Source organism: Amycolatopsis sp. NPDC049252 (assembly GCF_043197175.1).
Classification (GTDB): Bacteria; Actinomycetota; Actinomycetes; order Mycobacteriales; family Pseudonocardiaceae; genus Amycolatopsis.
Genome location: NZ_JBICSQ010000043.1, coordinates 20,929 through 36,261, shown reverse-complemented (window position 1 = coordinate 36,261; position 15,333 = coordinate 20,929). Strand labels below are relative to the sequence as shown.

General features: G+C 72.5%; 10 protein-coding genes. 6 read left to right on the top strand and 4 right to left on the bottom strand.

Translation table 11 applies throughout. The features are described from left to right. Nucleotides 1-144: 144 nt before the first annotated feature. Together ACGFMK_RS32280 and ACGFMK_RS32275 are read left to right on the top strand one after the other, a co-directional pair. Nucleotides 145-1,089 (top strand): TauD/TfdA family dioxygenase, encoded by a 945-nt coding sequence (locus ACGFMK_RS32280; protein ID WP_392771254.1) that lies wholly within the window; start codon nucleotides 145-147, stop codon nucleotides 1,087-1,089. A 247-nt stretch (nucleotides 1,090-1,336) separates the two neighbouring features. Then, nucleotides 1,337-2,113, top strand: coding sequence for a BTAD domain-containing putative transcriptional regulator (locus ACGFMK_RS32275; protein WP_392771251.1), 777 nt, complete (start codon nucleotides 1,337-1,339; stop codon nucleotides 2,111-2,113). Between the two features lie 30 nt (nucleotides 2,114-2,143). Here ACGFMK_RS32275 and ACGFMK_RS32270 read toward each other — a convergent pair whose 3' ends face one another. From ACGFMK_RS32270 to ACGFMK_RS32255, 4 genes are read right to left on the bottom strand one after another with little or no spacing between them, the layout of a single operon-like run. After that, the gene (locus ACGFMK_RS32270) at nucleotides 2,144-2,737 is read right to left on the bottom strand and encodes an LOG family protein (protein WP_392771249.1); all 594 of its coding nucleotides are present in this window, start codon (nucleotides 2,735-2,737) and stop codon (nucleotides 2,144-2,146) included. Next, a complete protein-coding gene (locus tag ACGFMK_RS32265; protein ID WP_392771247.1) occupies nucleotides 2,734-3,840 on the bottom strand; it encodes a branched-chain amino acid aminotransferase in 1,107 nt (368 codons plus the stop codon). The genes ACGFMK_RS32270 and ACGFMK_RS32265 overlap by 4 nt, the downstream gene beginning before the upstream one ends. Before the next feature lie 9 nt (nucleotides 3,841-3,849). Beyond that, nucleotides 3,850-4,875 (bottom strand): class I SAM-dependent methyltransferase, encoded by a 1,026-nt coding sequence (locus ACGFMK_RS32260; protein WP_392771245.1) that lies wholly within the window; start codon nucleotides 4,873-4,875, stop codon nucleotides 3,850-3,852. Nucleotides 4,876-4,891: 16 nt separating this feature from the next. Then, entirely contained in the window at nucleotides 4,892-6,187 is a 1,296-nt protein-coding gene (locus ACGFMK_RS32255; protein WP_392771243.1) for a Zn-dependent hydrolase, read from the bottom strand. A gap of 206 nt (nucleotides 6,188-6,393) precedes the next feature. Here ACGFMK_RS32255 and ACGFMK_RS32250 point away from each other — a divergent pair, with 206 nt between their 5' ends. The 4 genes from ACGFMK_RS32250 to ACGFMK_RS32235 are packed head-to-tail and all read left to right on the top strand — an operon-like array spanning nucleotide 6,394 to nucleotide 15,264. After that, nucleotides 6,394-7,686 (top strand): MFS transporter, encoded by a 1,293-nt coding sequence (locus tag ACGFMK_RS32250; protein ID WP_392771241.1) that lies wholly within the window; start codon nucleotides 6,394-6,396, stop codon nucleotides 7,684-7,686. After that, entirely contained in the window at nucleotides 7,683-8,672 is a 990-nt protein-coding gene (locus tag ACGFMK_RS32245; RefSeq protein WP_392771239.1) for a kinase, read from the top strand. The genes ACGFMK_RS32250 and ACGFMK_RS32245 overlap by 4 nt, the downstream gene beginning before the upstream one ends. After that, nucleotides 8,669-15,013: an amino acid adenylation domain-containing protein gene (locus ACGFMK_RS32240; RefSeq protein WP_392771236.1), complete on the top strand. Its 6,345-nt coding sequence runs from the start codon at nucleotides 8,669-8,671 to the stop codon at nucleotides 15,011-15,013. Before ACGFMK_RS32245 ends, ACGFMK_RS32240 begins: the two co-directional genes overlap by 4 nt. 44 nt (nucleotides 15,014-15,057) lie before the next feature. Continuing rightward, nucleotides 15,058-15,264 (top strand): MbtH family protein, encoded by a 207-nt coding sequence (locus tag ACGFMK_RS32235; protein WP_392771289.1) that lies wholly within the window; start codon nucleotides 15,058-15,060, stop codon nucleotides 15,262-15,264. The last annotated feature ends 69 nt before the right edge of the window (nucleotides 15,265-15,333 follow it).

Here is a 15,333-nt window from a genome sequence, read left to right as displayed (position 1 = left end):
TCGAGGTGATAGGAGCCGCCATTACCGTGGCGTGCGGAATCGGTCACCGTGAGGGGCCCACTCGACCACCAGGGACGGACTATGTCGGCCGGAGTTGACGCAGAATTCGTTCGGGCCGGATCCGCCGGCCCGGCCACAGCCGAAATGACGACGGTGAGCGCGGACGACAGCGCCGAACTGCTCGGGGCACTGCGCGAACTGGCCGCGTCGGCGCCGGGTCTCGTCGATGCACCCGACTGGGTGGCGCTGGTCCGGCACAGCTGGGAACGGCTGCCGCCGAGCTTGCGCATGGCCGTGCGTGCGTTCCGGCGTGACTCCGGTCCGCACGGAGTCCTTCTGCTGCGCGGGTTTCCGGTGGGCGAGCTGCCCCCGACGCCGATGGTCGCCGGTTCCGTCCAGCGCGGCGCGACAACACCGGCGGCCATCTTGCTCGCGGTGGCCTGCGGCCTCGGTGACCCCGCCGCTTTCCGGGCGGAAAAGTCGGGTGCGCTGGTGCAGGACGTCGTGCCCGTCCCGGGCCAAGAGGAATTCCAGGGCAATGCCGGTTCGGTGCGTCTTTCATTCCACAACGAGAACGCATTTCATCCGCATCGGCCCGATTTCGTGCTGCTGCTGTGCCTGCGTTCGGACCACGACGGAGTCGCGCGGCTGCGGACCGCCTGCATCCGGACGGTGCTGCCGCTGCTGAGCGCGGAAGCGCGGGAGACGCTGTTCCAGCCGAAGTTCGTGACCGCGGCGCCGCCGTCGTTCGGAGGAGACCGAGCGGGTGGTTCTCCGCATCCGGTCCTGTCCGGCGCGGCCGACGATCCCGACCTGTGTGTCGACCTGGCGGCCACGCGGCCTTCGGGAACCGGCGCGGAGGCCGCGCTGGCCGAACTCGGCGATCTCTTCGACCGGACCGCCCTCGGGGTGCCGCTGCGACCGGGCGACCTGGCGATCGTCGACAACCGGGTCACCGTGCACGGCCGGACGCGATTCGAGCCGCGTTACGACGGCCGGGACCGGTGGCTGCAGCGCACTTTCGCGTGTGCCGACCTGCGGCGATCCCGGGCCGCCCGGCCCGGCGACGGCTACGTCCTGGCCGAGTGAGCCGGCGCTTCCTGCGAAGACCGCGCTGAGCCGCCTTGTAACCGGACTGTCGACGGATTGTCGACCGCTCGTGCGACCGTGCAGTTTCAGCGGGCCGACTCCCCTCCACCACGGGCGGGACGCGGTAGGGGTGACTTGGCAGGACTCCCGTCGATCGACGATGGCAGCAGACCTCAGACGCGGCATCACGTCCGCAGTGCCACCGACCCGGCCCGCCGAACGCTGGACAACTGTCGGGAGGGGTCACGTGCGTGTCAGATTGCTCGGCCCGGTCGACGCCGTCATCGACGGCGTGCCGGTGCCGGTATCGGGGCTGCGGCGAAGAGCGGTACTCGCGATACTCGCGTTGCACGGCGAAAAGATCGTCGGGACGAAGCAGCTCATCGAAGCCGTGTGGGGTGACAAGGCCGGCGGAGTGTCGACGAACACCCTGCAAAGCCACATGTCCGCCCTCCGGCGCCTGCTCGGCGACCGGAACGCGATCGTCGCCCGGGCGCCCGGCTACCTGCTCGATCTCGGTCTCGGGGCAACGGACGTGGCCGAGGCGCGGGTCCTGGTCGAACGGGGCGAGCGCTGTGACGACCCGGCGCAGAGTGCCGCGAAGCTGCGTGCCGCGCTCGCCCTGTGGCGGGACCGTGCGCTGATCGACGTCGGCGGGGTGGCGTGGCTGGACGAGCACGCCGTCAACCTGGAGGGGTTGCGCACGCGGGCCCAGCTGGCGCTCGTCCGGGCCAGGCTCGCGCTCGGCGAGAACGCCCAGCTCGAACCGGACCTGGAACGGCTGGCCCACGAGCGCCCGTTCGACGAGCAGGTGCACGCGCAGCTGATGCTCGCGCTGTACCGCACCGGCAGGCAGGCCGACGCGCTCAGCGTGTACCGCAGGCTGCGCACTGTGCTGGCCGACAACCTGGGCATCGACCCCAACCAGCGGCTGCGTGACCTGGAGACCGCGATCCTGCGGCAGGACCCGGTTCTCGACCGGTCCGCGTTCGCCGTCCGGCTGCTGGCCGGTTGCCCGACGTGATCACCGTCGGCGTCGCCGGGTGGCTTCGCGTCACCCGGACTGGCCGACCGGCTCGCGAACCGGTTCGGGCACCCGGATCGCCAGCAGCCGCAACGTGTCCGGCACGGTGTCGGTGACCGCGAACAGGCCGCGTTCGGCCGGCGTCAGGAAGGATTCGGCCACCGCGTGGTCGAGCATGCCGAACAGGGCGTCGAAGTAGCCTCGCACGTTCACCAGCACGATCGGTTTCGCCCCACCGTCGACCCTCGCCAGCGTCGCGAACCCGATGAGGTCGCCGATGGTGTCCAGACCACCCGGCAGCACGACGAACCCGTCCGACAGCCGGTAGATCAGCCGGCGCCGGTCGCCGGCCGTGCGAACGGCGTAGGTCAGGGCTCGGGGCGCCGGCCGGGCCCTGGTGGGCAGCACCGGGTGCGGCACCACGGTGACCACCGCGCTGCCGGTCGCGGCCGCGGCCGCGATCACGGAGCCGGCCACACCGGACCCGGCGTCACCGCACACCACCTCCACTCCGCAGCCACCGAGGCCGGCGCCGAGTTCCGCGGCGAAGTCCAGGTACTCCGCCCGGACCTCGTCCGTCGTCCCGCCCAGGAGCCCGATCCCGCGGACCCGCACCGCTGTCACTGTGCGAAACCCTCCTCGGTGACGGGGTCGAGCCAGCCGTGGGGCGCCGGCTCGACCCCGCGGTGCACCGCGCGCAGCCGGTGCCACCAGGCGGTCGCGACCGGTCCGGTCGCACCGCCGCCGACGAGCCACTCGTCGCCGGCGGTCCGGACCCGGCCGACCGGGACGACGACGGCAGCCGTGCCGCAGGCGATCGTCTCGGTGATTTCCCCGGTCCGGCAGCCCGCCCGCCATTCGTCGACGGTGATGGGCTCCTCGGTGATTTCGCACCCGCGTGCCCGGCCCAGCGTCAGCAGGCTGTCCCTGGTCACGCCGGGCAGGATGGTGCCGCTCAGCGGCGGCGTCGTGATCCGGGCGGCACCGCCCGCGCCGTGCACGAAGAAGAGGTTCATCCCGCCCATCTCCTCGACCTGCCGGCGCCGGGTGGCGTCCAGCCACACCACCTGCGCGCACCCGTGTTCGGCGGCTTGCGCCTGGGCGAGAAAAGCGGGCGCGTAGTTGCCCGCGCACTTGGCCGCACCGGTGCCGCCGGGCGCGGCACGCACGAAGTCCGTGCTCACCCAGACCGAGACCGGATCTGCGCCGGTGGCGAAGAAACCCCCGGTGCGGAACGCGATGACGGCGAAGAGGTAGTGCTCCGACGGCCGCAGGGCCAGCGTGGGTTCGGTGGCCACCAGGATCGGGCGGAGGTAGAGGCTCAGCGACGGATCGTCGGACAGCGCCCCGGCGTCCCGGCCGGCCAGCAGGCGCACCGCGTCGAGGAACAGCGACTCGGGTGGTGGCGGCATCGAGAACCTCGCCGCCGACCGCCGCATCCGCTCGGCGTGCGCGTGCGGGCGGAAGATCGCCGTGCTGCCGTCGGCCTGCCGGTGCGCCTTCAGCCCTTCGAACACCAGCTGTCCGTAGTGGAGCCCGACGGCGGCCAGGTCGAACGCGACCGGCCGGCGTTCGGACAGCACCGGCGCGCTCCACCCGGTCGACGCCGACCAGGTCGCCGTGACCATGTGCGCGGTGAACGCCGTGCCGAACTCGCTGCTCGCGTCCGGACCGGCCACCGAAACCGTGGGGAGCAGGGGACTTTCCCCCAGCACCGGGGACGACATGCCGGGGCCCTACTTCTTCGCGAGGAACAGCCGTCCGGTCGGGAAGGCGAGCTCGACCGCCTGTACCCGGGAGAACCCGGCGGCACGCAGTTTGCCGGTCCATTCCTCCTCGGTGAGCAACCGCCGCTTCATGAACTGCCGGTGGTAGTAGGTGACGATCGCGCTGAAGCGGCGTTCCCGCTCGTTGCGCAGGTAGGGCACCGCCTCGGTGATGGCCATCAGACCGCCGGGCTGCAGGGCGTTCCGGCAGTTGGCCAGCACCGCGTCCGCGACATCCTCCTCTTCGGGGAACATGTCGTGGAAGACGAACCCGGCGTGAATGACCTGGGCGCCGTCCAGCGGCGTCGGATCGGTGGCGATCGACTGGATGGACCTTTCGACCACCCGCAGCCGATCTCCGACGCCGGCCCGCTGCGCCGCCTCCCCGGCCGCGCGGCACGCGTCGGGGTCGAGGTCCAGCCCCACCGCGTGAGTCTGCGGCAGGTTCCGGAGGATCTCGATCAGCAGCCGGCAGGTGCCCGCACCGAGGTCCACCGCCACGGTCGGCTTGGTGTCCAGGATGGTGGCGAGCGCGGTGGGGTAGAAGGCCTTCGAACCCATCCACTGCGAGCTGACCGCGACCTCGCGTCCCTCCCGCAGGTCGATGCCGCTGGTCAGGCTCGGGTCGCTGAGGAACCGCCGCGCGTTCTCGATGAACGGCCGGTTGGCGTTCATCGTCCAGGAGACGAAACCGGCCTGGTGCTGGATCAGGTCGAAGTCCGCGACCGCCCGGAAGGTCGTCCCCGCCGAGCCCACCGGCTCGATGATGCCCGCGGATTCCAGCGCCTCGCAGTAGCCGGCCACACCGGCGTCGGGCAGGTCGGCGACCAGCGCCAGCTCGGAGACGGTGAAGGCGGAGCCCGTCTCGATCACCCCGATCAGGCCCAGCCGGTCGCCCATCTCCAGCAGCGCCGCCGCGGCGGCGAGCTCGGGCGCGCCGCCACCTGCCCGGCACGCCGCGTCGAAGTCGTGGTCAAGGGGGTTCGTTGTCGTCATGGCGTGCGTGTTCCTCTCATCGGTGGGATGTCGGGCCGGTCGGCAGGTGCAGCACCGTGTTCAGCAGGGTCTCGGCGCCCGCGACCAGGTCGTGGTCGTCGGTGTGCTCTTCGGGGGCGTGGCTGACGCCGTCGTGGCTGGGGACGAAGATCATGCCGATCGGCGCGATCCCGGCGACGATCTGCGCGTCGTGGCCGGCACCGCTGTCGAGCGCCAGGTGGGGCAGCCCCAGGTCGTCCGTCGCACACCGGATGGCGTTCCGGGCGAGCTCGCTGGTGGCCGTCGGCTCGGCGACGCGGTGGCTGCGCACCTCGATGCCGGTGTCGGTGGCCTTGGCCAGCCTGGCCAGCTCGATGCGGAGGCCGTCCTCCGCGGACTGCAGGCGCTGCCGGTCCCCGTCGCGCAGTTCCGCGGTGAGCCGGACCCGGCCCGCGATGACGTTGGTGACGTTCGGCCGGGGATTCAGCACACCGACGGTGGCCACCGCGCACCGGTCCTGCTGGCCGGCCAGCCGCTGCACGACCAGCACCACGTGCGCGGCCACGGTGAGCGCGTCGCGGCGCAGCTCCATCGGTGTGGTGCCGGCGTGCCCCTGGGTGCCGGTGACGGTGATGTCCAGGACCGTTCGCCCGGTGATCGTCTCGACCAGCCCGACCGGTATCCCGCGCGCTTCCAGCAGCGGTCCCTGTTCGATGTGCAGTTCGAGGTAGCAGCCGATCGACCCGGGCGGCCACGCCGCGTCGTTGATGGTGTCCAGGTCGCCACCCGCGCGCCGCAGGGCGGCCCGCAGCGGCGTCCCCGCGGGGTCCACGAGCGAATCGGCCCGGTCCACGTCGACTCCGCCGGTCAGCGCCAGGGAACCGAGGAACGGGTAGGCGTAGTGCGCGCCTTCCTCGTTGGTGAAGGCGATCGCGACGGGCTCCCAGGCCGGACGACGGTCCGCGTGCGCCAAGGTGCGGACGACCTCGCAGGCGGCGATCACCCCGTAGGCGCCGTCGAAGCGTCCACCCCGGGCGACGGTGTCGAGGTGTGATCCCATCAGGACCACCGGCGCCGCCGGGTCGGCGTTCGCGCGGCGGACGATCAGGTTGCCGGCCTGGTCGGTGCTGGTGCGCAACCCGCCCGCCCGGCACCGCCGGGCCAGGTGGTCGCGCGCTGCGGTGTCCTCGGGACTGAGGCCGGTCCTGGTGACACCCCCGCCGGGGTGGGCGCCGAAGCCGGAGACCTCCCGCAGCAGGTTCAGCATCCGGTCCCCGTCGACGAGCGGCCGGGCCGCCGCCGCCGGGCCGTTCTGGGCTGGTGTCGCCTGCATGACCATGATCTCCTCGGCGTCCGACCGGATTTTTCGGCAATTTCCCGAATCGATCGGAATGGTGCACAGGCGGCGCCATCGATCGGATATCGAACCACTATCAAATCGCTGTCGTGCCGAATCGTTGACGTTCCCGGCCGGCCGCGAACATAGTGGCGATGTGTTCAGCGGTACCGGGCGAACGTCGCGAAGAATGGGGAGAGCGGATGCGGAACGTGTGGCACTTGGTGCGGCGCAACCGCGACTACCGGCTGCTGCTCGGAGCCAACCTCGTGTCGCAGGGCGGGGACTGGATTCTCGCGATCGGCATGATGTTCTACATCTACGACACCACGAGGTCCTCGCTTGCGGCGGGAACCATGCTGCTGGCGGCCCTGGCCCCGCAATTGGCGTTCAGTTCGCTCGCCGGTGTGTTCGTCGACCGCTGGGACCGCCGGACGACAATGGTCGTGAGCAATCTGCTGCTCGCCGCCTGCCTGGTTCCGCTGTTCTTCGTCCGGGCTTCGGGTGACGTCTGGATCATTTACGTCGTCGTCTTCGTCCAGGGTGTGCTGGAACAGTTCTTCGTGCCCGCCGAAGCGGCGATGGTCCCGCAGGTCGTGCCCGCGGACGACCTGGTGGCCGCGAACGCGCTCAACGGTCAGAACCGGCAGGTCGCGCGTCTGGTCGGAGCCGCGGTGGGCGGGATCCTCGCCGCCGTGGGCGGGATCGCGCTGGTCGCGGTCGTGGACCTGGTCAGCTACCTGGCCGCCGCCGCGCTCGTCGCCATGGTCAAGGCCGAACGGACAACCCCGCCACGCGCGGCGAAGCCCGCGGCCCGACGACGGGTCCGTCGCGAGTGGACCGAGGGGCTCACCCTGTGCTTCGGCAGGCGCGACCTCGCGACGCTGCTGATCTTCCGGACGATGTCCGGCTTCGGTGAGGGGGTGATCACCGTGCTGCTCGCGCCGTTCGTGATCAGCGTCCTGCACGCGAGCGGCGCGCAGTACGGTGCGGTCAACTCGGCTCTGGCCGTCGGCGGCATCGTCGGTGCCGTCACGGTGGCGGGGATGAGACGGGCGAACCGGCCCCGCGCCCTGCTCGGCTACGGTGCGCTGGCCTTCGGTGCCCTCGACCTGGTGATCGCGCTCTACCCGCTGGCACTGCCGCGGCTGTGGCCGGTGTTCGTGTTGATCGGCATCGTCGGATTTCCGGCGGCGGCGATGAACGCGGGCTTCCAGACCCTGCAGCAGACCCGGACACCGGACGCCTTCCGGGGGCGGGTGTCCGGGGCGATCACGACCGGGTCGGCGGTGGCCATGGTGCTCGGCATCGTGCTGGCCGGTGCCCTCGGCCAGGTGGTCGGGATCATCCCGATCATCGCGATCCAGGGGCTGATCCACGTCATCGCCGGTCCGGTGGTGCTGCTGCGGATGCGACGGGGCCCCGCTGAGCTCCCGGACGATCCGGCGCTCCCGGTCCTCGCCCCGGGTACCGGCCCCGGCAGGACCGCGTCGTGACGGGCGCCTGGGTCGCCGAACGCCGCGACACACCGATGGGCGCCCGCGGCGGCTTCGGAGTCTGCTTCGGCACCTTCGGTGAGCTGCTGCAGGGCGCACTGGCCGGACCCGACGAAGACTTCCTGGTGACCCTGCCGATCGCCCGGTGGTCGACCGCACGCATCACCCTGACCCCGGAGGGAAACGGGCTGGTCGTCGAACCGGCCACGAAACTGAAGGCACGAGGGGTCGCCACGTCGATGCTCGCGGACGCCGGTGTCGCGCCACACGGCCGGCTCGTGCTCGCCGGCGACCTGCCCGAGGGCAAGGGCATGGCCAGCTCGTCGGCGGACGTCGTCGCGACGGTCCGCGCGGTCGCTGACGCGCTCGGCATCGCGGTGCCGCCCCGGCGCATCGAGGACCACCTGCGCGGGGTCGAACCCACGGACGGGCTGATGTACCGCGACGTGGTCGCCTTCTACCACCGCCGGGTCGAGCTGCACGGCGTGCTGGGTCCGGTCCCCGCGCTGACCGTCGTCGGCATCGACGAGGGCGGCCAGGTCGACACCGTGCGGTTCAACGCGGCCCTGCCGCCGATCACCCCGGCGCGGCGACGCGAATACCGCCTCCTGCTCGACCGGCTGGCGACGGCCCTGCCGGCCGGCGACCTGACGACCATCGGGCAGGTCGCGACGCGCAGCGCGCTGCTCAACCAGGATCGCTGCCCCAAGACCCACCTGGCCGAGGCCCTGCGGATCTGCGGCGACCTCGAAGCGCTCGGCGTGACCGTGGCGCACAGCGGCACGCTCGTCGGCATCCTCGTCTCCGGCGACGACCCGCACCACGCGGCGAAGGTCACCGAGGTGGTGGCGGCCTGCCGCGAGATCAGCCCGGCGGTGACGGTCGACCACACGCTGCGGTTCCCCTCCGTCCCCCGCCTCGCCGAAGCCGCCGCGGTCGTCGACGACGGCCGCGCCCACGCCGAGCAGGAGATGAGCCCGAGATGAATCCCGTGCCCGACCGCGAGGCGCCCCTGTCGTTCGAACAGGAACGCTTCTACCTCGTCGAACACCTCGGTGCCGGTTCGGGCGCGAGCAGCGTGGCCTTCCGCTACCTGATCACCGGGGACCTGGACACCGGCGCGCTGGCCGACGCGATCACCGAACTGCACCGGCGGCACGGCGTGCTGCGCACCCGCTACCCGGGCGTGCAGCGGCAGCTCGTCGCCGCGCTGCCGGGTTCGTCGCTGATGCTGGTGGACCTGCGTGGGCACGCCGACCCGGAGGCCGAAGCGATCCGGCTCGCCGAACGGTCGGCCCTCGAGCCCTTCGACCTGGCGACGGCGGCGCCGGTCCGGTGGACGTGCTTCGCGCTGGGCGCCGGCCGGCACGTGCTCGCCCTGCACATCCACCACATCGCCATCGACGCGTGGTCGAAGACGATCATCGAAGAGGACCTTTCCGCGCTGTACGGCGCTTTCCGTTCCGCCGCACCGCTGCCCCCGGCGCGACCGGCGTTGTCCTACGCCGACTACGCGACCGCGCAACGCGCCCAGGACCACAGCGCGGAGCTCGACCACTGGGTCGAGCACCTGGGCGACCTGGCCGGTCCGACCCGGCTGCCGTTCGACCACCGGCCGCACGCCGACAGCGGTACGCACGGCGCCCGAAGCACGGCGAGGCTGCCGGACCCGATCGTCGCGGCGGCCGCCGCGCTGGGCCGGCGGGAGCATGCTTCGCTGTACATGGTGCTGCTCAGCGCGTTCGCCTGGCGGCTGGCCCAGTACGGCGACCAGCGCGACTTCGTGGTCGGCATGCCGACCGGCAGCCGCGACCTGCCGGAACTGGAGCCGGTGGTCGGGTGCTTCGTGGACACGGTGCCGTGCCGGCTGTCCGTGCCGGCGGCACCGACCTTCCGCGCACTGCTGGCCCACGTGCGCGACGCCACCCTGACCGCGCACGACCACCGGCTCGTGTCACTGGCGCGCGTGGTGGCGGCCCTGCGCCCGGCGCGAGAGCCGGGCCGGGAACCGCTGGTCCAGGTGTCCTTCGGCGCCACGAACGCCCCGGCGGGCGGGTTGCGCCTGCCCGGTCTCGACGTCGTCGAGACCGAACGCGAGCCGAGCGCGACCGAACTCGAGCTGACGGTGATCGTCGCCGAGGGGCCGGACGGCGTGTGCACGCAGTGGGAGTACCGCACCGAGCTGTTCGAGCCGAGCACGATCACGGTGCTGCAGCAGGACTTCCGGCAGTTGCTGGAGTGGGCCCTGGCCGACCCGGACCGGCCGCTGACCGGCTGCCCGCCGCCGGCCGGGCCATCCGGCGGCGCCCGGCCGGCGACCGGCGAGCGAGCCGGCCGGCGGTCCTCCGCCGCCCCGGCCGGCACGTTGCCCGCGATGTTCCTCGCCCAGGTGGCGAAGACCCCCGACGCCGTGGCCGTGTCGTCCGAAGACGAGGTCTTGACGTACGCGGAACTCGCGGCCCGCTCCGAGCGGCTGGCGCGGCGACTGGCCGGGCTGGGCGTGGCCGTCGAGGACACCGTCGGCCTGCTGGTGGCCCGGTCCGCCGAGGTTGCCGTCGCCGAGGTCGCCGTGGTCCGGGCCGGTGCCGCGTACGTGCCGCTCGACGTGCGCGCTCCGGCCGACCGGATGCGCGGGGTGCTCGCGGCGGCCGGCTGCGGCGTGCTGCTGGCCGACCGGGCTTCCGCGGCCGAGGCCCGGCAACTCGGTGTCGCGCGGCTGCTGGTGATCGACGAACAGGCACCCGAAGGGCCACTGCCGGAGGCGCTCGATCCGGACAACCTGGCCTACGTGATGTACACGTCGGGGTCGACCGGCGTCCCCAAGGGAGTCGCCGTCCGGCACCGCGACGTGGTCGCCCGCGCGCTCGACCACCGCGTCGGCCGCGAGCACGAGCGAGTCCTGCTGCACTCGCCGCCGGCCTTCGACGCGTCGACCTACGAGCTGTGGGCCCCGCTGCTGCACGGCGGCCAGGTCGTGGTGGCACCCCCCGGTGACCTCGACGCCGGAACGCTGCGGCAGACCATCACCGCGCACCGGGTCACCGGGCTGTGGCTGACCGGAGGCCTGTTCGGCCTGATCGCCCGCTACGCGCCCGGCAGCCTCGCCGATGTCCGCGAGGTGTGGACCGGCGGGGACGTCGTTCCCGGTGCAGCGGTCCGGCGCGTCCTCACGCACTGTCCCGGCACGACGGTGATCAACGGTTACGGCCCGACCGAGACGACGGTGTTCGCCACCGCGCACGAGATGCGGGACGCGCGGTCGGTGGCGGACGAGCTGCTGATCGGCCGGGCGTTGGACGGCACCCGCGTGGCCGTGCTCGACGGGAACCTCCGGCCGGTCCGGACCGGTGTCACCGGCGAGCTGTACATCGCGGGAGCCGGGCTGGCCAGGGGCTACCTGAACCGCCCGGCCCTGACCGCCGAACGGTTCCTGCCGGACCCCTCCGGCACCGACGGCGCCCGGATGTACCGTTCCGGCGATCTCGCGCAGTGGACCGGCGACGGCCTGCTGCGGTTCGCGGGCCGGTCGGACGACCAGCTCAAGATCCGTGGCTTCCGGGTCGAACCGGGCGAGGTCGAGCGTGCGCTGACGGCCTGCGCCGGTGTCGCGCAGGCCGTGGTGAGCGCGGTGGAACGGACACCGGGGCAACGGTCGCTCGTGGCGTACGTCGTCGCGACGCCGGGGCATCCGGAACCCACCGCCACCTCGCTGCGTGCGGCGCTCACGACAGTGCTGCCCGACTACATGATCCCGTCGGCGTTCGTCGTCCTGGACGAATTCCCGTTGACCCCCAACGGAAAGGTCGACACGCGGGCGTTGCCGTCGGCGTTCCGGCCGGAACCGGGGGCCGGCCTGGCCCGGACCGGCGCCGCGCCGCGGAGCGAACCGGAACGCGTGGTCGCGAAGATCTGGAGAGAGCTGTTCGAGCTGCCCTCGGTCGGCGTCGAGGACGGGTTTTTCGAACTCGGCGGCCATTCCCTGATCGCGGCGCAGATCGTCGCGAGGCTCGGCGAGCTGGTCCCGGGCCTGCCGACCACGGGCCTGATGCGCGACGTGCTCAAGTACCCGACGGTTGCCGCGTTCGCGGCGAGGCTCGCCGACCGGATGTTCGAGCACGCGACGAACCGCCCGGCCGAGCTCCCCGGCCCCGTCCCGGCGGTCGGCCGAAGCGGCACTCGGACGCTTTCGCTCGGCCAGAAACGGCTGTGGTTCCTGGACCAGTTCGCCACCGGCAGTGCGGAGTACGTGGTCCCGCTGGTCCTGCGCATCACCGGTGAGCTCGACGTGGCCGCGCTGACCGCCGCGCTCACCGAGATCGTCGACCGGCACGAGATCCTGCGCACGAGCGTGGTCGTGGTGGACGACGAACCGGCCGGTCGGGTGCGGCCGCCGGGCACGTTCGCGCTCGCGCGGTCCGTCATCGGCGAGGCCGGCTTGGCCGACGCCGTCCTCGCGGAGGTGTCGAGCCGGTTCGACCTCGCCGGCGGGCTGCCGGTGCGGGCCGCACTGTGGCGGGTGGACGGTGGCGAGGACCACCTGCTGTGCGTGACCTTTCACCACATGGTGTTCGACGGCTGGTCCGTCGGCCTGTTCTACGACGAACTCGAAGCGCTCTACGGCGCCTTCGCCGCGGGACGGCCCTCGCCGCTGCCGCCGCTGCGCGTCCAGTACGCCGACGTCGCCGCGCACCAGGAGGCCGGCCAGCGGGGTCCCGCGTTCGAGGCGACCCTGGACTTCTGGCGCGCCGAGCTCGACGGCGCGCAGCCGTTCGAGCTGATCCCGGATCTGCCGAGGCCCGCCCGTCGCACCGCACTGGGCCGGACGCGGCACTTCTCGCTGCCCGAGCACGTGGTGGTGAAGCTGGAACAGCTCGCCCGGCAGCACGGCGCCACCCTGTTCATGACACTGCTGACCGCGTGGCAGGTACTGGCCCACCGCTACTCCGGCGCGGAGGACCTCACGGTGGGCACCACGGCCACCGAACGGCCGGTGACCGAGTCCGAGTCGTTGATCGGGTTCTTCATCACCATGCTGGCGCTGCGGGGAGACGTCTCGGGCAACCCGGCCTTCGGTGAACTGCTGACCCGGACCCGGGACCGCACGCTGGAGGCCTACGCGCACCAGGAGGTGCCGTTCGACCGGCTCGTCGAGGAGCTGCGCCCGGACCGCGACCTGGGCCGGACACCGATCTTCCAGGTCGTGGTCAAGCTCGACAGCGCGCGACAGCGGACGGCCGCCCTGCCGGGCCTGCGGGTGCGGCAGCTGCCACCCCCGATGCTGCCCGCGAAGTACGACCTCGAGGTCGCGCTGATGCGGCGGGCCGACGGGCTGTCCGGCGAAATCACCTACGACACCGGGCTGTACCGGCCGGAGACGATCGACCGGCTCGTCGGCCACTTCCGGACGCTCCTGGCCGACATCGCCGCCGACCCGGCCAGGCCGATCGACCGGCTGGCACTGATGGGCTCCGCCGAGCGCGCCGAGGTACGCGCGCTCGTGGCGCGGCCGTCGGCCGGCTTCCCCGATCGCTGCCTGCACGAACTCGTCGCCGACCAGGCCGCCAGGACACCCGGTGCGGTCGCGGTGGTCCAGGACGGACGCCGGCTGACCTACGCCGAGCTCGACGCCTGGTCGGACGAAGTGGCGGCCGAACTGACCCGGCACGGTGCCGGCCCGGACGTGGTGGTCGGGGTGCTGCTGGACCGGTCACCGGTGATGGTGGCCGCCCTGCTCGGCGTGCTCAAGGCGGGCAGCGCCTACCTCCCGATCGAGCCGGAGTCGCCGCCGGCCAGGATCGCCGAGCTGCTCGCCGACGCACGGTCGCCGGTGTGCCTCACCGAGGACCGGCTCGCCGACGTCGTGGCCGCCGCCGGCTGCGCTCCGCTGACCGTGGCGGCGGCCGGTGCTCGCCCGGCCGGTGCCGGCGTGCCTTCCGGGGTCCGGCCGGGCAACCTGGTGGCCGTCTACTACACGTCCGGCTCGACGGGAAAACCCAAGGGCGTCGCGTGCACCCACGCGGGCTGGGTGAACCGGATCCACTGGATGGGCCGGTACCACCCGCTCGCCCCCGGCGACACGGTGCTGCACAAGACGACGCTGACATTCGACGATGCCGCGGTCGAAATCTTCTGGCCGCTGACGACCGGCGCCACCGTGGCCCTGCTCGGCGCGGGCCAGCACCGCGATCCACGCGCGATCGCGGACGCCGTGATCCGCTACCGGGCCGTGCACGTCCAGTTCGTGCCCAGCGTGCTCGAGCTGTTCCTCGACGTCGTCGACGAACGGGACGCCGCCCGGATGGACGCGCTGCGCAGCGTGCTGTCGAGCGGCGAGGCCCTGCGTCCCGCGTTGGTGGGCCGCTTCCGCGAGCGGTTCGGTGACCGGGTCGTGCTGGACAACACCTGGGGCGCCACCGAGGTTTCCATCGACTCGACCTGCCGGGACTGCGTGGCCGAGGACAGCGTCGGCACCGGTGCCGTCTCGATCGGCCGCCCGATCGACAACAACGAAGTGCTGGTGCTCGACCGGCGGTTCGACCACCAGCCCATCGGCGCGCCCGGTGAACTGTGCATCGGTGGTACCGGGCTCGCCCGCGGCTACCTCGGCGACCCGCGGCGGACGGCCGAGGTGTTCGTGCCGCACCCGGAACGGGCCGGCGAGCGGATCTACCGGACCGGCGACTGGGGCCGGCTCACCGCGGACGGTTCCCTCACCTACCTGTATCGCCGCGACGACCAGGTGAAGATCCGGGGAGTGCGGGTCGAGCTCGGCGAGGTCGACCACGCCCTGCGGGCGCACCCGGCCGTCTCCGACGCCGCCGTGCTCGCCTGGACCACCGTCTCCGGGGATCGGCGGCTGGCCGCCTACGTGGTGGCGACGTGCACCGCGAAGGACGTGCTCGAGCACCTGCGGGCCCGCCTCTCCGGCTACGCCGTCCCCAGCTCGGTCACCGTGCTGGAGGTCCTGCCGAGGCATGCGAACGGCAAGCTCAACCGGCGGCTGCTGCCCGAACCCGAGACGACCGAGTCCGAACTGGACTACGTGGCGCCCGCAACGGCCACCGAAGAGGTGCTCGCGAACATCTGGGCGGCCGTGCTGGAACGCGACCGCGTCGGGACCGACGACGACTTCTTCGCCATCGGCGGGCACTCGCTGCTGGCCACCCGGGTCATCGCCCGGATGAGACAGGTCTTCGCGGTGGATCTGCCGGTGACGCTGCTGTTCGAACGACCGACGGTGGGCCGTGCGGCCGCCGCCGTCGAGCAGATCGTGCTGGCCGACGTGACGCGGCTGACCGAGGAGGAGACCCGCCGGCTGCTCGACTGAGCCCGGCGTGCGACGTGAACAGGAGAGGTGACGTGGCGGACGGAATGACTTACCAGGTGGTCGTGAACGCCGAGGAGCAGTACTCGATCTGGCCGGCGGGAAGGGAATTGCCGCCCGGCTGGCGCGGGGACGGTGTGGCGGGCAGCAAGCAGGAGTGCCTCGACCACATCGAGCGGGTGTGGGTGGACATGCGACCGCTGAGCCTGCGCCGGGCGATGGCCGCCGGCAGCGGGGGCGGGGCGGGCGAGTAGCCCGCCGGCGGCCGCGGAACCACGGCAGGGAAACGACAACGGCAGCGAACGGACGGTGTGCCCACCGTC

Excerpts from the sequence above, each read along its gene's own strand:
- ACGFMK_RS32280 (WP_392771254.1), top strand. The coding sequence starts at position 145 with ATGACGACGGTGAGCGCGGACGACAGCGCCGAACTGCTCGGGGCACTG.
- ACGFMK_RS32265 (WP_392771247.1), bottom strand. The coding sequence starts at position 3,840 with ATGTCGTCCCCGGTGCTGGGGGAAAGTCCCCTGCTCCCCACGGTTTCG.
- ACGFMK_RS32260 (WP_392771245.1), bottom strand. The coding sequence starts at position 4,875 with ATGACGACAACGAACCCCCTTGACCACGACTTCGACGCGGCGTGCCGG.
- ACGFMK_RS32255 (WP_392771243.1), bottom strand. The coding sequence starts at position 6,187 with ATGCAGGCGACACCAGCCCAGAACGGCCCGGCGGCGGCGGCCCGGCCG.
- ACGFMK_RS32250 (WP_392771241.1), top strand. The coding sequence starts at position 6,394 with ATGCGGAACGTGTGGCACTTGGTGCGGCGCAACCGCGACTACCGGCTG.
- ACGFMK_RS32240 (WP_392771236.1), top strand. The coding sequence starts at position 8,669 with ATGAATCCCGTGCCCGACCGCGAGGCGCCCCTGTCGTTCGAACAGGAA.
- ACGFMK_RS32235 (WP_392771289.1), top strand. The coding sequence starts at position 15,058 with ATGACTTACCAGGTGGTCGTGAACGCCGAGGAGCAGTACTCGATCTGG.